The sequence below is a fragment of the Streptomyces sp. NPDC002537 genome (genome assembly GCF_053594975.1).
Window position 1 is genome coordinate 60,866 of the sequence record NZ_JBSFWT010000007.1, and the last position, 18,985, is coordinate 79,850.

An 18,985-nucleotide genomic window follows, 5' to 3' on the forward strand; every position below is an offset into this window, starting at 1 on the left:
GGGGGCGGCGCTGGGCGAGGGGGCGACGGGGGCGACAGGGGTGCCCGGGGGCGTAGGGCTCACAGGTGTCGCACCCCCTCCGGGATGTCGTAGAAGGTCGGGTGGCGATACGGCTTGTCCGCGGCCGGCTCGAAGAAGGGGTCCTTCTCGTCCGGGGAGGAGGCGGTGATCTCGGTGGAGGGCACCACCCAGATCGACACGCCTTCGGAGCGCCGGGTGTAGAGGTCGCGCGCGTTGCGCAGCGCCATCGTGGCGTCCGGCGCGTGCAGGCTGCCCGCGTGGGTGTGCGACAGCCCGCGCCTGCTCCGCACGAAGACCTCCCACAGTGGCCAATCGGCGCTGGTCATACCCGTGCCTCCCCCGGTGTGCCGCCGTGCTTCCGGGCGTGGGCGGCGGCGGCTTCGCGCACCCACGCGCCTTCCTCGTGTGCCTGCTTCCGCCGGCCGATCCGCTCCTCGTTGCACGGGCCGTTGCCGCGCAGCACCTCGTGGAACTCGTCCCAGTCGATGGCGCCGAAGTCGTGGTGCCCGCGCTCCTCGTTCCACCGGAGGTCCGGGTCGGGGAGGGCCAGGCCCAGGGATTCGGCCTGGGGGACACAGATGTCCACGAACCTCTGGCGCAGTTCGTCGTTCGAATGGCGCTTGATCTTCCAGGCCATGGACTGGGCCGAATGGGCGGATTCGTCGTCCGGCGGGCCGAACATCATCAGGGACGGCCACCACCAGCGGTCCACGGCGTCCTGTGCCATCGCGTGCTGCGCCTCGGTTCCCCGGCTCAGGGTCAGCAGCAGCTCGTAGCCCTGGCGCTGGTGGAAGGACTCCTCCTTGCAGATGCGGACCATCGCGCGGGCGTAGGGCCCGTAGGAGCAGCGGCACAGCGGGACCTGGTTGGTGATGGCCGCGCCGTCCACGAGCCAGCCGATGGCGCCGACGTCCGCCCAGGTCAGCGTGGGGTAGTTGAAGATCGACGAATATTTCTGGCGGCCGGAGTGCAGCTTGTCGAGGAGCTCGTCGCGCCCGGTGCCCAGGGTCTCGGCGGCGCCGTAGAGATACAGGCCGTGCCCGGCCTCGTCCTGCACCTTGGCCATCAGGATGGCCTTGCGCCGCAGCGAGGGTGCCCTGGTGATCCAGTTGGCCTCGGGCTGCATGCCGATGATCTCGGAGTGCGCGTGCTGCGCTATCTGCCGGACGAGCGAGGCGCGGTAGGCGTCGGGCATCCAGTCGCGCGGCTCGATGCGCTCGTCGGCCGCCACCGTGGCGTCGAAGACCGCCTCGCGGTCCCGTGTGTCCTGGTCCTGTGTGTCCGGTGCCGTCGTCGTCATGGCATACCCCTGCCTTCCCCCGAGCTCCCGACCGACCGATCGTTCGGTTCAATGGTGGTCCGGCGGATTCGAGGGTGTCAAGCCTGTGGATAACCAGTGCGCGCTGTGCTCCGCGGGGCGGCCTGGGTACGGTTCGGGTGCACAAGAACGGGGTTTCGGGTGCACAAGAACCAGGCAGGACCAGGCAGCGCGCAGGATCGGGGCGGGGTATGGAAGCGGATGACGGACACGACGAGCGGGCCGGTTCCGTCGCCGGGCTCTCCCTGCCGTCGCGCATCGCCATAGCCACCGGCGTCGCCGTGGTGACGGTCGCCGCGGCGGTCCATCTGGCGATGGTGTTCCTGCACGTCGCCCCGCCGAACACGGTCAGTAAGCAACACGCGGCGGCCATTGGTGAGTACATCTATCCGGAGTTCGAGCAGAACTGGAAGTTCTTCGCTCCGAATCCGCTCCAGCAGAACATCGCCGTCCAGGCCCGTGCCGAATTGCGCGGTGCCGACGGCCGGTCGACGGTCACCCCGTGGACCGACCTCTCCGCGCAGGACGGTGCCGAGATACTCCACAACCCCTTCCCCAGCCACACGCAGCAGAACGAGGTGCGGCGGGCCTGGGACTTCTACGTCAGCACGCACGACGCGAAGGAGCAGCCGAACGGCCTGCGCGGAAGCCTGTCCGAGCAGTACGTCCGGCGCATCGTCATGCTGCGGCTGGGCGCCGAGCGGGACAGCCGTCCGGTCGAGCGCGTCCAGGTGCGGTCCGTGACCCGCCAGGTCGCACCGCCGCCGTGGAGCGACGAGAAGGCGGCGGCCAAACCGGCGTACCGGGTGCTGAACTGGTGGCCGGTCACCACCGCCGACCTGCCGGAGGCGAAGAACCGGTGAGTTCCCCGCTGCCTTCCCTCGCGCGCGGCATCGACCGCGTCACCGGCTCCTCCCTGGGCCGCTACCAGACGGCCCTGATACGGATCGGCATCTCCTTCGCCTGGCTGTGCTTCCTGCTCCGGGAGTGGCCCAACCGGCATGAGATGTACGGGCCCGACGGCCCCTGGAGCTGGGACATGGCGCGTCGGCTGACCGCCGACAACCATGCCTTCACCACCCTCGTCTGGTCCGACAGCGAGCTCTGGTTCGAAGCCGTCTATGTCTTCGCCATCGTGTCCAGCGCCCTGCTGATGCTCGGGTGGCGGACACGGACCATGTCCGTGCTGTCCATGATCGGGGTGCTGTCGCTGCAGAACCGCAGCGTCTTCCTCGGCGACGGCGGCGACAACGTCATCCACCTGATGGCGCTCTACACCGTCCTCACCCGCTGCGGACTGGTGTGGTCCCTCGACGCCCGGCGCGCCCGGCGGAGACAGCGGGCCGAAGCGGCCGGCGGAGAGGCCGATGGAGAGGCCGGGGGGAGCGCGAAGCGATCCGGTGCCGATCCGGACGTCACCGGAATCGTGCTGTGGGTTCTGTGCGGTCTCGCACTGGCCGTCGCGCAGGCCCTCGGCCACACCCGGATGTCGTGGACGTCGGACGGCCCGCTCCCGGGCCTCGGCTGGGCGGCGGTCTTCTGGGGGCTGTGGCTCGTCCAGGGCCTGTGGTGGTGCGTGTGCCGCTACGCGCCCGGTGAGCCCAAGTCCGTCCTGGACGTGTTCGCAAACCTGGCGCACAACGCGGCGCTGCTGGTCGTCATGGCGGAGGTCTGCCTGATCTACGCCACGGCGGGCTGGTACAAGATCCAGGGTTCACGCTGGCAGGACGGCACCGCGCTCTACTACCCGCTGCACCTCGACTACTTCTCGCCCTGGCCCGAGCTGTCGCACGTCCTGGGCGGCAACGGTCTGATGGTACTGCTGCTGACCTACGGCACGGTGGCGGTGCAGGCCGCGTTCCCGTTCACCCTGCTGAACCGGCGGGTCAAGAACGTCCTGCTCGCGGTGATGATGATCGAGCACCTCGGCATCGCCGTCACCCTCGGACTGCCCTTCTTCTCGCTGGCGATGATCGTGGCCGACGCGGTCTTCCTGCCCACGTCCTTCCTGCGCCGCCTGGGTACCGCCGTCGGCCGCGTCCCGCGACGGGTGCTGTCCGGCCGCAGTGCGGAACCGGTACCGCCGCAGCGCGACGGTGAGGAGAGCCCCCGCACCCTGGTGGGCTGAGCGGGCCCGACCGGCCGCCGCGGGGCGGGCCCGTAGGCTGAGGACATGACCGAGAACGAAGCCGTGGCAGCCGTACGACAGTGGGGCGAGCTCGCCCCCGACGCCGTATTGCTCGACGGCTTCCACGCCCTGAAGCACGCCCTCCGCTTCGGTGCGGACGTGCGGCTCGCGGTCTGCGGCGACAAGACGGCCACGCTGGCGCTCGCGGCGGGACTGGCCGACGACCTGACCGGGGTGCTGGAGGAGCGGCTCGTCGAGATCCCGGCGCGGAGCCTGCGGGAGCTGCTGCCCCGGGTCCACCCCACGGGCGTGGCCGCGCTGGCGGTCCGGCCGAGCCGTCGGAAGAACCTCGACACCCTGTCGCGGGCGCCCCGGCGGGCACCCGTCGTCGTGCTGGACAACCCCCGCAACCTCGGGAACATCGGTGCCGTCGTCCGTCTCGCCGCCGGTTTCGGCGCCACCGGTGTGGTGACCACCGGCGACATCGACCCCTGGCACCCCAACGCCGTACGGGCCGGGGCCGGGCTGCACTACGCGACCGCCGTCGAGCGCCTGCCGCTGCCCGAACTGCCGCCCGGCCCGCTGTACGCGCTGGACCCGGAGGGCGACGACATCAGATCCGTCGACTTCCCCGACGACGCGCTCGTCGCCTTCGGCTCCGAACGGCACGGGATCTCGCCCGACCTGCGGGAGAGGGCGACCCGGCTGGTCGCCCTTCCCATGCGGCCGCAGGTCTCCAGCTACAACCTCGCGACCAGTGTCGCCATGGCCCTCTTCCACTGGGGCGGCCCCGCCGCGGACCGGCCCGTGGAGTCCCTCGGCTAGGCCGGGCGGCGCACCTCGACCGTACGGAAGCGGCTCGCGACGAACGCGCCGTCGCACAGCGCCGCGTTGGCCGCCGGGTTGCCGCCGGAGCCGTGGAAGTCGGAGAAGGCGGCGGTCTGGTTGACGTAGACCCCGCCGGTGAGGTTCAGCGAGAGCTGGGCGCACTCCTCCAGGCACGCCTCCTCCACCAGCCGCTCGACCTCCGGTGACGTGGTGTACGCGCCGACGGTCATCGCACCCTTCTCGCGCACCGTGCGCCGCAGCAGTTTCACGGCCTCCGCCGCCGAGTCGACGGCCACGGCGAAGGACACCGGGCCGAAGCACTCCGAGAGGTAGGCCGCCTCGGAGTCCGGCTTGGCGCCGTCCAGTTTGACGATCACGGGCGTGCGGACCGTGGCGTCGGGGAAGTCGGGGTTGGGCACCGCCCGGGAGGCGAGCGCGACCTCGCCGAGCTGCGCGGCGGCGTCGACCCGCTCCTTCACCTGGCCGTTGACGATCGCGCCCAGCAGCGCGTTGGCCCGGGCATCGTCGCCCAGCAGACCGTTCACCGCGGCGGCCAGGTCCGCCACCACCTCGTCGTAGGACTTGTGCCCGGCGTCCGTGGTGATGCCGTCACGCGGGACGAGGAGGTTCTGCGGGGTGGTGCACATCTGGCCGCTGTAGAGCGACAGGGAGAAGGCGAGGTTGCTCAGCAGGCCCTTGTAGTCGTCGGTGGAGTCGATGACGACGCTGTTCACCCCGGCCTTCTCCGTGAAGACCTGCGCCTGGCGGGCGTTGGCCTCCAGCCAGTCGCCGAACGCGGTCGAGCCGGTGTAGTCGATGATGCGGATCTCCGGGCGCACGGCCAGGGGCTTGGCGATGCCCTCGCCGTCCCGCTCGGCGGCCAGGGCGACCAGATCGGGGGAGAAGCCCGCGTCGCGGAGGACCTCGCGCGCGACGCGCACGGTCAGGGCCAGCGGCAGCACGGCCCGCGGATGCGGTTTGACCAGCACCGCGTTGCCCGTGGCGAGGGAGGCGAACAGGCCGGGGTAGCCGTTCCAGGTCGGGAAGGTGTTGCAGCCGATCAGCAGGGAGATGCCGCGCGGCACGGGCGTGAACTCCTTGCGCAGCTCCAGCGGCTCGCGCTTGCCCTGCGGCTTGGACCAGTCCGCCGACCGCGGTGTGCGGACCTGCTCGGCGAAGGCGTAGGCGACGGCCTCGAGCCCCCGGTCCTGGGCGTGCGGGCCGCCGGCCTGGAACGCCATCATGTACGCCTGACCACTGGTGTGCATGACGGCGTGGGCGAACTCGTGCGAACGGGCGTTGATCCGGGTGAGGATCTCCAGACAGACCGCGGCCCGCGCCTGGGGGCCGGCCTCCCGCCACTGCGGCATCGCCGCGCGCATGGCGGGCAGCAGTGCTTCGACGCCGGGGTGCGGATACTCGATGCCCAGCTCCGGCCCGTACGGGGAGACTTCGGAGCCCGCCCAGCCGTCCGTGCCCGGCTGGTCCAGCTCGAAGCGCTTGCCGCGCAGCGCCTCGAACGCGGCCTGCCCGTCGGCCGCGCTCAGGCTGCCCGGCACGCCCTCCGCGCCGTACGCCTTCGGGTGCTCGGGGAAGGGCGACCAGTAGACGCGCGTACGGATGGCGTCCAGCGCCTGGTCGAGGGTCGGGAGGTGCTTCTCGATCAACTGGGCGGTGCTGAGTCCGGCGGTCACGGCTGACCAACTCCTCGTCGAGCTGGGCTCGGATGGGACGACAGGCTTCGGGCAACAGAGGTCGGCAACACGCTTCGGGGGGCCTGTGGTTCCCCCGCTGGATACAGTAACCGAACGATCGGTCGGGACAAGGGGGCCCGGCGAACCTGTGGACAACTCATCGGGGAGGATCACCGGCATGACCGTAATCGAGCCGAGCACGACCGTCGCCGTCGTCGGCGCGGGCACCATGGGCCGGGGGATCGCCCAAGTCGCCCTGGTGGCGGGCCACATGGTACGGCTGTACGACACCGCCGAGGGCCGGGCGGACGAGGCCGTACGGGCCATCGGCGCACGCCTCGACCGGCTGGTCGAGAAGGGCGGGCTCACCGCCGCCGCCCGCGACGCGGCCCGCGCCCGGCTGCGCCCTGCCGCACATCTGGACGACCTTTCCGGCTCGGGGCTCGTCATCGAGGCGATTCTGGAGCAACTCCCGGCCAAACAGAAGCTGTTCGCCGACCTGGAGTCGGTCGTTCCAGAGGACTGCCTGCTCGCCACCAACACCTCGTCCCTGTCGGTGACGGCCGTCGCGGGCGCCCTCCGGCTGCCCGGACGCTGCGTCGGCCTGCACTTCTTCAACCCCGCGCCGCTGCTGCCGCTCGTGGAGGTGGTCCGGGGCCACGCCACCGACGAGGCCGCGGCCGATCGCGCGTGCGCCACCATGGCCGCCTGGGGAAAGACGCCGGTGCGCTGCGCCGACACCCCGGGCTTCGTCGTCAACCGCGTCGCCCGGCCCTTCTACGCCGAAGCGTTCCGCCTCCACGAGGAGCGGGCCGCCGACCCCGCCACCATCGACGCCGTCCTGCGCGAGTGCGGCGGCTTCCCCATGGGCCCCTTCGAACTCACCGACCTCATCGGCCAGGATGTGAACGAAGCCGTCACCCGTTCGGTCCATGAGGCCTTCTTCCACGACCCGAAGTTCAGGCCCTCGCTCGCCCAGCGCCGGCTCGTGGAGGCCGGGCTGCTGGGACGCAAGACCGGCCTGGGCTGGTACGACCACACGCCCGGCACCGAACGGCCGCTGCCGCACACCGCCGAGCCGTGCGACACCCCCAAGGAGCTCACCCTCCACGGCAGGCTGCCCAAGGCCTGCGCCGTACTGCACGAGATGATCGAGGAAGCGGGCGTCACGGTCGCCCAGGAGGCCGGGCCCGGCGCGCGCGACGGGTACCTCGTCCTCCCCGGGGGCGCGGAGCTCTCCCTCACCCGGGGCGTCCCCGCCACCTCGGAGCACGCCGGCACCCGCATCCACTTCGACCTCGCCCTCGACTACCGGACCTGCGGCCGGATCGCCCTCGCCCCCTCCGGCACCGCCCACCCGGCGGACGTACGGGCGGCGATCGGGCTGTTCCAGGCGCTCGGCAAGCGGGTGAGCGTCATCGGCGACGCGCCGGGCATGATCGTGGCCCGTACGGTCGCCATGCTCGTCGACTTCGCCGAGGACGCCGTCGGGCGCGGCGTCGCGAGCCCCGCGGACATCGACACCGCCATGCGGCTCGGTGTGAACCATCCCCGCGGCCCGCTGGACTGGGGGCGCGCCCTCGGCCCGGCGTGGGTGTGCCGGGTGCTGCGGAACCTGCACTTCGAGTACCCCGACGGGCGTTACGCCCCGTCCCAGCCGCTGCTCCGCCGTGCAGCCGTCGAAGAGAGCCTGCTGTAATCATGACCATGGCCAAGCGCGACACCTACACGCCCGAATCGCTGCTCGCGGTCGCCGTCGAGGTGTTCAACGAGCGGGGCTACGACGGCACGTCCATGGAGCACCTCTCCAGGGCGGCCGGAATCTCCAAGTCCTCCATCTACCACCATGTGAAGGGCAAGGAGGAGCTGCTGCGGCTGGCGATAAGCCGGGCCCTCGGCGGGCTCTTCGCCGTCCTGGACGAGCCGCGCGCCGTCGAGGGGCGGGCGGTCGACCGGCTGGAGCACGTCACCCGGCGCACCGTGGAGGTCCTGACGGCGGAGCTGCCCTATGTGACGCTGCTGCTGCGGGTGCGGGGCAACACGGACACGGAGCGCTGGGCGATGGAGCGGCGCCGCGAGTTCGACCACCGGGTCGCGGAGCTGCTGAAGCAGGCGGCGGCCGACGGCGACCTCCGGGCGGACGTCGACGGACGACTGGCCACCCGGCTGCTCTTCGGCATGATCAACTCCGTGGTGGAGTGGTACCGGCCGGAGCGCGGCGGGGTGACCAGCGCGGAGGTGGCGGACGCGGTCGTCCGCACGGCGTTCGCAGGGCTGCGCACCGACGACTGAGCGCTTCGCTGGAAGTCCGGTACGTCGTCTGCGGGTGCGTCGTGGCCGGTCGTGCCCACGCGGCAGAGCCGCAGACCGACGCTTCCCCGCGCCCCTTCGGGGCACTGCCGAACCGCACCGGACTTCGCCAGGCCCGCTCAGCAGGGCTGCGCGCCCGGACGGCCGGCGGCGCTCAGGACTCCCCCGGCACCCGGCCCTCCTCCAGGTCCGTCTCCTCGAAGACCAGGAGGGTGCGGGTGCTGAGCACCTCGTCCATGGCCTGGATGCGGGTCAGCACCAGCTCGCGCAGGGCGTGGTTGTCCTTGGTGTGGACGAGCAGCAGGACGTCGAAGTCCCCGCTGACCAGGGCGATGTGGGCGGCACCCGGCAGGGCGCGGAGCTTTTCGCGGACCGTGCGCCACGAGTTCTGGACGATCTTCAGCGTGATGTACGCCGAGGCGGTCTGGCCCGCGCGCTCCTGGTCGACGCGGGCGCTGAAGCCGCGTATCACCCCGTCGTCGATGAGCCGGTTGATGCGTGCGTAGGCATTGGCGCGCGACACGTGCACCTGCTCGGAGACGGACCGGATCGAGGCCCGGCCGTCGGACCGGAGCATCCGCAGGATCGCGCGGTCGATCTCGTCGAGCGGGCGGGCGGGTGGCCTGCCGCCCGATAAGGCCATCTGTTCGTCCGGCATACCGCCCCGCCTCCCCTTCGTGGACGTCCTGTCCATATCTCAGGCTGTGGAGAACCGTTTGTCCACAGGCTCGGGCCGCCTGTAGCCAAAATGTGCCGACGACCGAACAATCGGTAGGGAGGGCGTGCGGCGTGCTGTGCCGTGCGGCCGGTGAAGCCCGTCCTTTAAGGAGGTGCTCGTCATGACGGTTCTGGAGCAGCCCGGCTCGTACCGGCCCTCCCCGCCCCCTGCCTGGCGGCCCCGCACCGACCCCGCGCCGCTGCTGCCGGACGCGAAGCCGTACCGCCTGCTGGGCACCGAGGCGGCCGCCGGGCTCGACCCGGAGCTGTTGCGGCGGCTGTACGGGCACCTGGTCCGCGGCCGGAGGTACAACGGCCAGGCCACCGCGCTCACCCGGCAGGGGCGGCTGGCCGTGTATCCCTCGTCCACCGGGCAGGAGGCGTGCGAGGTCGCCGCGGCGCTCGCCCTGGAGCAGCGGGACTGGCTCTTCCCCAGCTACCGCGACACTCTCGCGGCCGTCGTCCGCGGGCTCGACCCCGTGCAGGCCCTCACCCTGCTGCGGGGCGACTGGCACAGCGGTTACGACCCGCGCGAGCACCGGATCGCCCCCCTGTGCACGCCGCTGGCCACCCAGCTCCCGCACGCCGTGGGGCTCGCGCACGCCGCGCGGCTCAAGGGGGACGACGTGGTGGCGCTCGCCATGGTGGGCGACGGCGGCACCAGCGAGGGGGATTTCCACGAGGCGCTCAACTTCGCGGCCGTCTGGCGGGCTCCGGTCGTCTTCTTCGTGGTGAACAACGGCTTCGCGATCTCCGTGCCCCTGGCGAAGCAGACCGCCGCACCGTCCTTCGCCCACAAGGCGGTCGGCTACGGCATGCCCGGACGGCTGGTCGACGGCAATGACGTGGCCGCCGTCCACCAGGTCCTCTCCGAGGCGGTGCGCCGCGCTCGCGGCGGCGCGGGCCCCACTTTGGTCGAGGCCGTCACCTATCGCATCGATGCCCATACGAATGCCGACGACGCCACCCGTTACCGCACCGACGCCGAGGTCGAGGCCTGGCGCGCGCACGACCCGATCGACTTGCTGGAGCGGGAGTTGACCAGCAGGAACCTGATCGACGAGGACGCTGTGGGAGCCGAGCGGGAAGGCGCCGAGCGGCTGGCCGCCGAGCTGCGCGAGCGGATGAACGAGGAGCCCGCCCTGGCCCCCATGGGCCTCTTCGCCCACGTCTACGCCGAGCAGACCGCCCAACTGCGAGAGCAGGCCGACCTCTTGCGGGCAGAGCTCGCCGCCGCGGCGGAGCCGGAGCAGCGGAAAGAGGTGCGGTGATGACCACAGCGGCTGTCAGGGCGGGCCACCAGCCGGCCACCATGGCACAGGCGCTGCGCCGGGCGCTGCGTGATGCCATGGCCGACGATCCGGCCGTCCACGTCCTCGGTGAGGACGTCGGCGCCCTCGGCGGCGTCTTCCGGGTGACGGACGGGCTGGCCAAGGAGTTCGGCGAGGACCGCTGCACGGACACGCCCCTCGCCGAAGCGGGCATCCTGGGGGCCGCGGTGGGGATGGCGATGTACGGGCTGCGGCCCGTCGTGGAGATGCAGTTCGACGCCTTCGCCTACCCCGCGTTCGAGCAGCTCGTCAGCCATGTCTCCCGGATGCGCAACCGCACGCGCGGGGCGGTGCCGATGCCGGTCACCGTGCGGGTGCCCTACGGCGGCGGGATCGGTGGTGTCGAGCACCACAGCGACTCCTCCGAGGCGTACTACATGGCCACACCGGGCCTCCACGTGGTCGCACCGGCGACCGTCGCCGACGCGTACGGGCTGCTGCGTGCCGCGATCGCCTCCGACGATCCGGTGGTGTTCCTGGAGCCCAAGCGGCTGTACTGGTCGAAGGACCATTGGGACGCCGCGAGGCCCGAGCCGGTGCCCGGCATCGGGCGGGCTGTCGTGCGGCGCCCCGGCTCGTCCGCGACGCTCGTCACCTACGGGCCGTCCCTGCCGGTCTGCATGGAGGCCGCGGAGGCCGCGGTGGCGGAGGGCTGGGACCTCGAAGTCGTCGACTTGCGGTCGTTGGTGCCGTTCGACGAGGAGACGGTGTGCGCGTCCGTACGGCGCACAGGGCGGGCCGTGGTCGTCCATGAGTCGGCCGGATTCGGCGGTCCGGGCGGCGAGATCGCGGCACGGGTCACGGAGCGGTGCTTCCATCATCTGGAGGCGCCGGTGCTGCGGGTCGCCGGGTTCGACATCCCGTACCCGCCGCCGATGCTGGAGCGGCACCATCTGCCCGGTGTGGACCGGGTGCTGGACGCGGTCGCACGGCTGCAGTGGGAGTCGGAGTGGACCGCCGCGGGCCATGAGGAGGGCGGGCGCTGATGGCTGTGGTGCGGGAGTTCCGGCTGCCGGATCTGGGCGAGGGCCTCACCGAGGCGGAGGTCGTGCGCTGGCTGGTGGAGGTGGGCGACGTGGTGGTGGTCGACCAGCCGGTGGTCGAGGTCGAGACGGCGAAGGCCATGGTGGACGTGCCGTGCCCCTACGGGGGTGTGGTGACGGCCCGCTTCGGCGAGGAGGGTACGGCTCTGCCCGTAGGGGCACCGCTGTTGACGGTCGCGGTCGGCGAGCCGGTGCCGATGGGGTCCGAGGGGCCCGAAGGCTCCGACGGGGCTGCCGCGAGTGCCAAGGGGGAGGGCTCGGGGAACGTGCTGGTCGGCTACGGCACGCAGGCGCCCGCGCGCCGACGCCGCCGGGTCCGTACGTCCCCCAACGGCCGGAGGCCCAGGGAAGGGGCGCCTACGGAGTCCACGTCCACAGAGTCCACGTCCGCGGAGCCCACGTCCACGTCCACGGAGACCGTTCCCCTGCGGGCCGCGCCCGCAGCCGTCCCTGCGGGCGCATCCACGACCGCGGCAACGGCCGCTCCCGCAACGGCCGCTCACACAGCCGTCTCCGCGACCACCCCAGCGGTCGCTCCCGCGCCCAGGGCGGTGATATCCCCGCTCGTCCGGAGGATCGCCCGGGAGCGAGGTCTGGACCTGGCCCGGATACGTGGCAGCGGCCCGGACGGGCTGATCCTGCGGGCCGATGTCGAACGGGCCGTCGCCGAGCCGCGGGAGTCGCCGGAAGCGGCTCTCCCGGGCACCGGTCCCGGAAGGCGACGGGAGCCCGACGCCCAGCGCATACCCCTGCGCGGGGTGCGCGGCGCCGTCGCGGAGAAGCTCGGCAGGAGCCGACGGGAGATCCCCGACGCCACCTGCTGGGTGGACGCCGACGCCACGGAGCTGCTCGCCGCCCGCCGGGCGATGAACGCCGCGGCGGAGACGGAGGTTTCCCTGCTCGCCCTGCTGGCGCGCATCTGCACCTCGGCGCTGTCGCAGTACCCGGAGCTGAACGCCACGGTGGACACCGAGGCGCGGGAGATCGTGCGACTGCCGGGCGTGCACCTGGGGTTCGCCGCGCAGACCGGGCGGGGGCTTGTCGTCCCCGTCGTCCGGGACGCGCACACCCGCACCACGGTCGGGCTGTCCACGGAGATGGCCCGCCTCACCGAGGCCGCGCGGGCGGGTGCCCTGACCCCGGCGGAGCTGACCGGGGGCACGTTCACCCTGAACAACTACGGGGTGTTCGGCGTCGACGGCTCCACGCCGATCCTCAACTACCCGGAGGCGGCGATGCTCGGAGTGGGCCGGATCGCGCCGAAGCCGTGGGTGTGGGAGGGCGAGTTGGCCGTGCGACAGGTGGTGCAGCTGTCCCTGACGTTCGACCACCGGGTGTGCGACGGCGGGACCGCGGGCGGGTTCCTGCGGTACGTGGCGGACTGCGTGGAGCGGCCGGCGATGCTGCTGCGGTCGGTCTGAAGGACGGCCGGTCGAGCGGACATACTCGGTGGGTGACTGATTACGACGCCGTAGTGCTTGCCGGAGGGGCGGCCGCGAGGCTCGGCGGGGTGGACAAGCCCGCCCTGCGGGTGGGCGGGCGCACGCTGCTGGACAGGGTGCTGGCAGCCTGCGCGGACGCCGGTGGGACCGTCGTCGTCGGGCCGCGCCGGCCGACCGTACGGGCCGTGCGGTGGACCCGGGAGGAGCCTCCCGGCGGCGGTCCGCTCGCCGCGATCGCCGCGGGGCTCCGGCACACGTCGGCCGCCACCACGCTCGTGCTCTCCGCCGACCTGCCGTTCCTGCGTGCCGGTACCGTGCGGGCGCTGCTCGCCGGAGCCGCCCGCGGCGGGCCGGACGTGGAGGGGGCGCTGCTCACGGATGCCGACGGCAGGGACCAGCCGCTGGTCGCGGCCTACCGCACCGAGCCGCTCCGCCGTGAACTCGCGCTGATCGCCACCGAGCACGGCTCGCTGACCGGTCTCCCGCTGCGGCTGCTCACGGCCGAACTGGCACTCCGGCGGATTCCGCACCCGGATGCCTCGTTCGACTGCGACACCTGGGAGGACGTCGCCATCGCCCGCGCGCGCATCAGGGACCATGGGAGCGTGCTGGATGAATGGATCTCCGCGGCGAAAGCCGAACTCGGTATCGACCTCGACGTCGACACGGCCGCCCTCCTGGACCTCGCGCGCGACGCCGCGCACGGCGTGGCCCGCCCCGCCGCGCCCCTGACGACGTTCCTCGTGGGCTACGCGGCCGCGCAGCGGGGCGGCGGTCCCGAGGCGGTCGCCGAGCTCACGCGGAAGGCGGCCGTGCTGGCCCGGCGCTGGGCGGCGGAGGCGGAGGGCCCCGGAGGGGCCGGGAACAAGGCCGAAGGGTCGGAATGACCGACAGAGAAGCGGATTCCGGGCTCGACCGCGCCGCCGACGAGGCACTGGCGCTGTTCGCCGACGACCGGCGGAGCGGTGGCCGGGGCCGTGACCACGACCGCGATCACGGCCCCGCCGATCGCCGGGCGGCGGGCTTCCCTGGCGATGAAGTGCCCTGCGAATACTTTCCCTTTGGTGATATGCCGGTGGGGAGTGGTGTGACCGGTGGCGGGCGGGGGGCCGTTCCCGCGGGGAGCGCGCCGGGTGGCGGCCCGGCGGGGGCATACGAGTTCCTGTTCAGGGCCGACCCCTTTCACGAGAGCGGTGTCCACAGGACCGACCGCCTCGGAAGCGGCCCTTCCGCCGCGGAGTCCGCGCCCCGTCCTGCTGTCGCCGCGGAGTCCGCTCCGCGCTCCGCTTCCACGCCGGGCCCCACCGCTTCTCCCGGACCTGTCGCTTCTCCCGAGTCGGGCCCCGCGATGGCTGACAGCCACCCCCCGCACCCCACCACCCGTACCTCCTGGTCGCGTGCCCGAGCCGTCGCCGCGCGCGCCGGTGAGCCGCTGCCCGCCGAGGAACGGACCCTCGACGAGGCCCTGGGGCAGGTGCTGGCGGCACCCCTGGACGCGCTCACCGACCTCCCGCCGTTCGACACCTCCGCCATGGACGGCTGGGCGGTCTCCGGCCCAGGACCCTGGCGGCTGCCGGAGGAGGGGGTCGGCGTACTGGCCGGAGCCGACAATTCCGGTGCGGTGCCGCTCCGCGACGGGCACGCCGTCCGGATCGCCACCGGCGCGCGCGTACCGCCGGGGGCCACCGCCGTGCTGCGCAGCGAACACGGCGTGGTGCGGGGCCAGGGCGAGCTCTACGCCGCCCGGCACGTCTCCCACGGCCAGGACATCCGTCCCCGCGGCCAGGAGTGCCGGACCGGCGACCAACTGCTGCCCGAGGGCACGCCCGTCACCCCCGCCGTGGCCGGCCTCGCCGCCGCCGCGGGCTACGACCGGCTGCCGGTCACCCGCCGTCCCCGCGTCGAAATCCTCGTCCTGGGCGATGAACTGCTACGTGAGGGGCTGCCGCAGGGCGGCCGTATCCGGGACGCCCTCGGGCCCATGCTCGGCCCCTGGCTGCGCGCGCTCGGCGCCGAGGTGACCGCGACGCGGCGGCTCGGTGACGACGCGGACGTGCTCCACGACGCGGTCACCGCGTCCACGGCGGACCTGGTGATCACCACGGGCGGTACGGCCTCCGGACCGGTCGACCACGTGCACCCCATGCTGCGGCGCGTCGGGGCGGAGCTGCTGGTCGACGGCGTCGCGGTACGGCCGGGGCACCCGATGCTGCTGGCCCGGCTCGCGCCGGGGCGGCACCTGGTGGGGCTGCCCGGCAACCCGCTGGCCGCCGTCGCGGGGCTGGTGACGCTCGCCGAACCGCTGCTGCAGGCGATGGCGGGGTGCGGCCCGGGCGTCGGCCGGGCGGTCGTCAGCGAGGCCGTGGAGGGGCATCCCCGGGATACGTGGCTGGTGCCGGTGGTGTGCCTGCCCGGGGGGCGGGTGCGAGCGCTGCGGTTCCACGGGCCCGCGATGTTGCGGGGGTTGGCGGGGGCGGACGGTGTCGCCGTGGTGCCGGCGGGCGGGGTGGCCGCGGGGGACGAGGTCGGGCTGCTGCGGCTGCCGTGGCCGACGGACGGTCCGTCCGCGTAGCCCTGGGCCGGGCGGGCTGAATCTCAGCCCGCCCGGCGACTGAGGACGCGGCCGCAGGCGGCGACAGGCCCGCGCCTGTCACACCGGTTCCGGCGGAGTCGCCTGCCTGATCGTGATGATCCGGTCGGCCAAGTGCAGCGTCGCCGCTTCGGGGTCCGTGAAGTGGAGGAGACGGTGGCCGCGGACGACGGCCACGACCAGGTCCTCGCAGTCGCGGGGGGAGTGGCCCGCCTCGCCGCGGGTGACCGGGCGTTCGACGACGTCGAGGCCGTTGCCGTACGTCAGGAGGTCCTCCAGCACCGTGCCGACGTTCGGGCTCAGCATCGACATGCCGAGCAGCCGTCCCGCCGAGCTGGAGCTCGTCACGACCGTGTTGGCGCCGCTCTGCCGCAGCAGCGGCACGTTCTCGTCCTCCCGGACGGCGACCACGATCGTGGCGGCCTTGTTGAGCTGCCGGGCGGTCAGGGTGACCAGGGCGGCGGTGTCGTCCCGCTCGGTGCAGATCACGACCTGCGAGGCGCGCGGCAGCTCGGCGCGCTGGAGGGTCTCGGAGCGGGTGGCGTCGCCCAGGACGCCCACCAGGCCGTCGCTGGACGCGGCGTCCACGACCTTCTTCTGCGGATCGACCACGACGATCTTGTCCTTGGGCTTGCCCTGACCCACCAGGGTCTCGATGGCGTGCCGTCCCTTGGTGCCGTATCCGACGACGACGGTGTGCTCCCGCATCCGCGACCTCCAGCGGTGAATGCGCACCTGCTGGCGCGTCCGTTCGGTCAAGACTTCCAGAGTCGTTCCGACCAGGATGATCAGGAACAGCACGCGCAAGGGCGTGATCACGAAGATGTTCGTCAGCCGCGCCCCGTCGCTCACGGGCGTGATGTCGCCGTAGCCCGTCGTCGACAGTGTGACCGTCGCGTAGTAGGCGGCGTCCAGGAAGCCGACGCGGCCGTCGGCGTTGTCGTGGTAGCCCTCGCGGTCGAGGTAGACCAGCAGGGTCGTGGCGCCGAGCACCACCAGCGCCATGATGAGCCGGCGCAGCACCTGCCGCAGCGGGGCCGCCACGTTCTGGACGGGCATCACGATGGCGCGTCCGGCCTCGGCGTCCTCCTCCGCCTCGCCCCGGGTGCGCTGCCAGAGCGACCGGAAGAGCGAGAGCCGGGTCGGTGACTTTCGGGTGTCCGGGCGCTCCGCGTTTGTTGCCATGCGTCCATGTTCCGGGATGCCGCGGGAGAACCCGGGAGTAGCCTCGCGGGCATGCATGCCATCACCATTCCCGAACCCGGTGGGCCCGAGGCCCTCGTCTGGGCAGAGGTTCCCGATCCCGTCCCCGGCAGCGGGGAAGTTCTGGTCGAGGTCGTGGCCAGTGCCGTCAACCGCGCCGATGTGGCGCAGCGTCAGGGCTTCTACGACCCGCCGCCCGGCGCCTCCCCGTACCCCGGTCTGGAGTGCTCCGGCCGGATCGCCGCGCTGGGCCCCGGTGTGAGCGGCTGGGCGGTCGGCGACGAGGTGTGCGCGCTGCTGGCGGGCGGCGGTTACGCCGAGAAGGTCTGCGTGCCGGTCGGTCAACTGCTGCCCGTGCCCGAGGGGCTGGACCTCGCCACGGCGGCCGCGCTGCCCGAAGTGACTGCGACCGTCTGGTCGAACGTCTTCATGGTGGCGCACCTGCGCCCCGGCGAGACCCTGCTCGTCCACGGTGGCGGCAGCGGCATCGGGACGATGGCCGTCCAGTTGGGGAAGGCGGTCGGCGCGCGCGTCGCCGTCACCGCGGGCGGCAAGGAGAAACTGGAACGCTGCCGCGAGCTGGGTGCCGACATCCTCATCGACTACCGCGAACAGGACTTCGTCGAAGAGCTCCGCAAGGTCACCGGCGGCGTCGGCGCGGACGTCGTCCTCGACATCGTCGGGGCGAAGTACCTGGCGCGGAACGTGGACGCGCTCGCCGTCAACGGGCGGCTCGCCATCATCGGCCTCCAGGGCGGGCGCAAGGCCGAACTGGACCTCGGCGCGCTGATCACCAAGCGGGCAGCCGTGATGGGGACGACCCTGCGGGGACGGCCGCTCGCGGAGAAGGCGGCGATCATCGCGGCCGTGCGCGAGCACGTGTGGCCGCTGATCGCCGGGGGCCGGGTGCGGCCCGTCGTCGACCGGACGCTGCCGCTGCGGGAAGCGGCGGCGGCGCACCGCATCCTGGAGGAGAGCGCGCACGTCGGAAAGATCCTGCTGACCGTCTGACGGCCCGACCGTCCGACGGCTCCGGAGGCCCGTCACCCGTTCGGCCGTCCAGCGCGCCGCCCGGCAGGCCCCGTGTGAGGGTGAGGGCGTGGACGGTGGAGTACGCGCGGCCGTCGTGGCCGGGACGCTGCTGGTGGGACTCATAGTGGTCGCGCCCGGCGCGCAGTGCGCCGGGCGCCCCGGCCCGGACCCCCACCGTCCCGCCGGCCGTACCGCCGGCAAGGTGCACATACGGGCGACCCCCACGCCCTCTCCTCCGGGTGGTGACGGCAGACTCGCGGGGAGTGCCGCCGGCGAGGGTCGTACGCACCCCGGCCGCGCCGAATCCCCCGAATCCACCGAACCCGCCGAAGCGTCGGAATCCCCCGGGGACGACGCGGAGGGCGCCGACACCGACCAGGCCCCCGACGCATCCCCTTCTGCCGTTCCCTCGCCCCACAGGAGGGCCGACGCGGCCCGTCGGCGTCCTTCGGTCCCCCCGCCCCCGCCGCCTCCGGACGACGGACGCGAGCGCGCGCGCCGCGAAGCCATGGACTACGGGGACCGCGTCATGCGCGTCCTCCCCCTGGGCACCGGAATGACCCTCACCGGCCTGGGTCTCGCCTTTTTCGCCCTGCGGCTGCGCCGAACCAAGTGACGGACCAAGTGACGGACCGAGTGACGCACCGGGCAAGGCGGCGCATGGAGTGAAAAAGGGGCGCGCGGCGGGGCGTGTAGCACGGTGGATCAGGCGTGTACGGGGGCATCACCAGGGGGAAATCACTTGTGCGAGAGAATGGCGGCATGGATATGCCGAGGAACGAACGGTCGCAGGAGAGCCCGCACGTCCTGGTCGTAGGACCGGACGGCATGGCTCTCGGTAGCGCCAGTCCCGGCGGCGGGACTGGTGACGACGAGTCGCGCGAGGTCCCGGTGACGGAGATGGTCGAACAGCCCGCGAAGGTCATGCGCATCGGCAGCATGATCAAGCAGTTGCTGGAGGAGGTGCGGGCCGCTCCCCTGGACGAGGCGAGCCGCGTGCGCCTCAAGGAGATCCACCACAGCTCCGTCAGGGAGCTGGAGGACGGGCTCGCGCCCGAGCTGGTGGAGGAGCTGGAGCGGCTGTCGCTCCCCTTCACCGACGAGACGATCCCCACCGAGGCCGAACTGCGGATCGCGCAGGCACAGTTGGTCGGCTGGCTGGAGGGGCTCTTCCACGGCATCCAGACCACGCTGTTCGCGCAGCAGATGGCCGCGCGGGCCCAACTGGAGCAGATGCGCCGGGCCTTGCCGCCCGGTGTCCTCGGGGACGACGACGAGGGTCAGCACCCGCACGGCGGGGCGCGCTCGGGTCCGTATCTGTAAGAGAA

18 protein-coding genes are annotated in these 18,985 nt (G+C 72.7%); 13 read left to right on the plus strand and 5 right to left on the minus strand.

Translation table 11 applies throughout. The features are described 5' to 3' along the window. Nucleotides 1-59: 59 nt before the first annotated feature. Together paaB and paaA are read right to left on the minus strand one after the other, a co-directional pair. Nucleotides 60-347 carry a 1,2-phenylacetyl-CoA epoxidase subunit PaaB gene (gene paaB, locus ACWD4A_RS05285; protein ID WP_451189740.1) on the minus strand — a complete coding sequence of 96 codons (288 nt, stop codon included), beginning with the start codon at nucleotides 345-347 and terminating at the stop codon, nucleotides 60-62. Further along, on the minus strand, nucleotides 344-1,321 hold the full coding sequence (gene paaA, locus ACWD4A_RS05290; RefSeq protein ID WP_451189742.1) for a 1,2-phenylacetyl-CoA epoxidase subunit PaaA: 978 nt from the start codon (nucleotides 1,319-1,321) through the stop codon (nucleotides 344-346). Before paaA ends, paaB begins: the two co-directional genes overlap by 4 nt. A 209-nt stretch (nucleotides 1,322-1,530) precedes the next feature. On the opposite strand from paaA, the gene ACWD4A_RS05295 reads away from it, so the two are divergent. From ACWD4A_RS05295 to ACWD4A_RS05305, 3 genes are read left to right on the plus strand one after another with little or no spacing between them, the layout of a single operon-like run. Continuing rightward, nucleotides 1,531-2,202 (plus strand): DUF5819 family protein, encoded by a 672-nt coding sequence (locus ACWD4A_RS05295; protein WP_451189744.1) that lies wholly within the window; start codon nucleotides 1,531-1,533, stop codon nucleotides 2,200-2,202. Next, nucleotides 2,199-3,467, plus strand: coding sequence for an HTTM domain-containing protein (locus ACWD4A_RS05300; protein ID WP_451189746.1), 1,269 nt, complete (start codon nucleotides 2,199-2,201; stop codon nucleotides 3,465-3,467). Before ACWD4A_RS05295 ends, ACWD4A_RS05300 begins: the two co-directional genes overlap by 4 nt. 45 nt (nucleotides 3,468-3,512) lie before the next feature. Continuing rightward, entirely contained in the window at nucleotides 3,513-4,292 is a 780-nt protein-coding gene (locus tag ACWD4A_RS05305) for a TrmH family RNA methyltransferase (protein ID WP_451189748.1), read from the plus strand. On the opposite strand, the gene paaN is transcribed toward ACWD4A_RS05305, so the two are convergent. Beyond that, entirely contained in the window at nucleotides 4,289-5,989 is a 1,701-nt protein-coding gene (gene paaN, locus ACWD4A_RS05310; RefSeq protein WP_451189750.1) for a phenylacetic acid degradation protein PaaN, read from the minus strand. The two genes, ACWD4A_RS05305 and paaN, sit on opposite strands and share 4 nt — an antisense overlap. Nucleotides 5,990-6,167: 178 nt before the next feature. On the opposite strand from paaN, the gene ACWD4A_RS05315 reads away from it, so the two are divergent. Both ACWD4A_RS05315 and ACWD4A_RS05320 read left to right on the plus strand, forming a co-directional pair. After that, entirely contained in the window at nucleotides 6,168-7,688 is a 1,521-nt protein-coding gene (locus ACWD4A_RS05315) for a 3-hydroxyacyl-CoA dehydrogenase (protein WP_451189752.1), read from the plus strand. A gap of 2 nt (nucleotides 7,689-7,690) precedes the next feature. Beyond that, a complete protein-coding gene (locus ACWD4A_RS05320) occupies nucleotides 7,691-8,281 on the plus strand; it encodes a TetR/AcrR family transcriptional regulator (RefSeq protein WP_451189754.1) in 591 nt (196 codons plus the stop codon). A gap of 172 nt (nucleotides 8,282-8,453) precedes the next feature. Here the strand turns inward: ACWD4A_RS05320 and ACWD4A_RS05325 are convergent, their stop codons facing one another. Then, the gene (locus ACWD4A_RS05325; protein ID WP_451189756.1) at nucleotides 8,454-8,957 is read right to left on the minus strand and encodes an Lrp/AsnC family transcriptional regulator; all 504 of its coding nucleotides are present in this window, start codon (nucleotides 8,955-8,957) and stop codon (nucleotides 8,454-8,456) included. A 181-nt stretch (nucleotides 8,958-9,138) separates the two neighbouring features. On the opposite strand from ACWD4A_RS05325, the gene pdhA reads away from it, so the two are divergent. From pdhA to ACWD4A_RS05350, 5 genes are all read left to right on the plus strand, one after another. After that, on the plus strand, nucleotides 9,139-10,287 hold the full coding sequence (gene pdhA, locus ACWD4A_RS05330) for a pyruvate dehydrogenase (acetyl-transferring) E1 component subunit alpha (RefSeq protein ID WP_451189759.1): 1,149 nt from the start codon (nucleotides 9,139-9,141) through the stop codon (nucleotides 10,285-10,287). Further along, a complete protein-coding gene (locus ACWD4A_RS05335; RefSeq protein WP_451189760.1) occupies nucleotides 10,287-11,333 on the plus strand; it encodes an alpha-ketoacid dehydrogenase subunit beta in 1,047 nt (348 codons plus the stop codon). Before pdhA ends, ACWD4A_RS05335 begins: the two co-directional genes overlap by 1 nt. Next, nucleotides 11,333-12,811, plus strand: a complete 1,479-nt coding sequence (locus tag ACWD4A_RS05340) for a dihydrolipoamide acetyltransferase family protein (protein ID WP_451189762.1) — start codon at nucleotides 11,333-11,335, stop codon at nucleotides 12,809-12,811. The genes ACWD4A_RS05335 and ACWD4A_RS05340 overlap by 1 nt, the downstream gene beginning before the upstream one ends. A 32-nt stretch (nucleotides 12,812-12,843) precedes the next feature. Further along, the gene (locus ACWD4A_RS05345) at nucleotides 12,844-13,719 is read left to right on the plus strand and encodes an NTP transferase domain-containing protein (RefSeq protein WP_451189763.1); all 876 of its coding nucleotides are present in this window, start codon (nucleotides 12,844-12,846) and stop codon (nucleotides 13,717-13,719) included. Between the two features lie 182 nt (nucleotides 13,720-13,901). Next, entirely contained in the window at nucleotides 13,902-15,404 is a 1,503-nt protein-coding gene (locus ACWD4A_RS05350) for a molybdopterin molybdotransferase MoeA (protein ID WP_451189888.1), read from the plus strand. A gap of 78 nt (nucleotides 15,405-15,482) precedes the next feature. Here ACWD4A_RS05350 and ACWD4A_RS05355 read toward each other — a convergent pair whose 3' ends face one another. Beyond that, a complete protein-coding gene (locus tag ACWD4A_RS05355; RefSeq protein WP_451189765.1) occupies nucleotides 15,483-16,607 on the minus strand; it encodes a potassium channel family protein in 1,125 nt (374 codons plus the stop codon). Between the two features lie 51 nt (nucleotides 16,608-16,658). Between ACWD4A_RS05355 and ACWD4A_RS05360 the strand changes: the two genes are divergently transcribed. From ACWD4A_RS05360 to ACWD4A_RS05370, 3 genes are all read left to right on the plus strand, one after another. Then, the gene (locus ACWD4A_RS05360; protein WP_451189767.1) at nucleotides 16,659-17,636 is read left to right on the plus strand and encodes an NAD(P)H-quinone oxidoreductase; all 978 of its coding nucleotides are present in this window, start codon (nucleotides 16,659-16,661) and stop codon (nucleotides 17,634-17,636) included. An 88-nt stretch (nucleotides 17,637-17,724) separates the two neighbouring features. Continuing rightward, nucleotides 17,725-18,273: a hypothetical protein gene (locus tag ACWD4A_RS05365; protein ID WP_451189769.1), complete on the plus strand. Its 549-nt coding sequence runs from the start codon at nucleotides 17,725-17,727 to the stop codon at nucleotides 18,271-18,273. A 146-nt stretch (nucleotides 18,274-18,419) separates the two neighbouring features. Further along, nucleotides 18,420-18,980, plus strand: a complete 561-nt coding sequence (locus ACWD4A_RS05370; protein ID WP_451189771.1) for a bacterial proteasome activator family protein — start codon at nucleotides 18,420-18,422, stop codon at nucleotides 18,978-18,980. The last annotated feature ends 5 nt before the right edge of the window (nucleotides 18,981-18,985 follow it).

Coding starts and splice junctions, on each gene's coding strand:
- paaB (WP_451189740.1), bottom strand. CDS start 347: ATGACCAGCGCCGATTGGCCACTGTGGGAGGTCTTCGTGCGGAGCAGG.
- paaA (WP_451189742.1), bottom strand. CDS start 1,321: ATGACGACGACGGCACCGGACACACAGGACCAGGACACACGGGACCGC.
- ACWD4A_RS05295 (WP_451189744.1), top strand. CDS start 1,531: ATGGAAGCGGATGACGGACACGACGAGCGGGCCGGTTCCGTCGCCGGG.
- ACWD4A_RS05305 (WP_451189748.1), top strand. CDS start 3,513: ATGACCGAGAACGAAGCCGTGGCAGCCGTACGACAGTGGGGCGAGCTC.
- ACWD4A_RS05315 (WP_451189752.1), top strand. CDS start 6,168: ATGACCGTAATCGAGCCGAGCACGACCGTCGCCGTCGTCGGCGCGGGC.
- ACWD4A_RS05320 (WP_451189754.1), top strand. CDS start 7,691: ATGACCATGGCCAAGCGCGACACCTACACGCCCGAATCGCTGCTCGCG.
- ACWD4A_RS05325 (WP_451189756.1), bottom strand. CDS start 8,957: ATGCCGGACGAACAGATGGCCTTATCGGGCGGCAGGCCACCCGCCCGC.
- pdhA (WP_451189759.1), top strand. CDS start 9,139: ATGACGGTTCTGGAGCAGCCCGGCTCGTACCGGCCCTCCCCGCCCCCT.
- ACWD4A_RS05335 (WP_451189760.1), top strand. CDS start 10,287: ATGACCACAGCGGCTGTCAGGGCGGGCCACCAGCCGGCCACCATGGCA.
- ACWD4A_RS05340 (WP_451189762.1), top strand. CDS start 11,333: ATGGCTGTGGTGCGGGAGTTCCGGCTGCCGGATCTGGGCGAGGGCCTC.
- ACWD4A_RS05350 (WP_451189888.1), top strand. CDS start 13,902: ATGCCGGTGGGGAGTGGTGTGACCGGTGGCGGGCGGGGGGCCGTTCCC.
- ACWD4A_RS05355 (WP_451189765.1), bottom strand. CDS start 16,607: ATGGCAACAAACGCGGAGCGCCCGGACACCCGAAAGTCACCGACCCGG.
- ACWD4A_RS05360 (WP_451189767.1), top strand. CDS start 16,659: ATGCATGCCATCACCATTCCCGAACCCGGTGGGCCCGAGGCCCTCGTC.
- ACWD4A_RS05370 (WP_451189771.1), top strand. CDS start 18,420: ATGGATATGCCGAGGAACGAACGGTCGCAGGAGAGCCCGCACGTCCTG.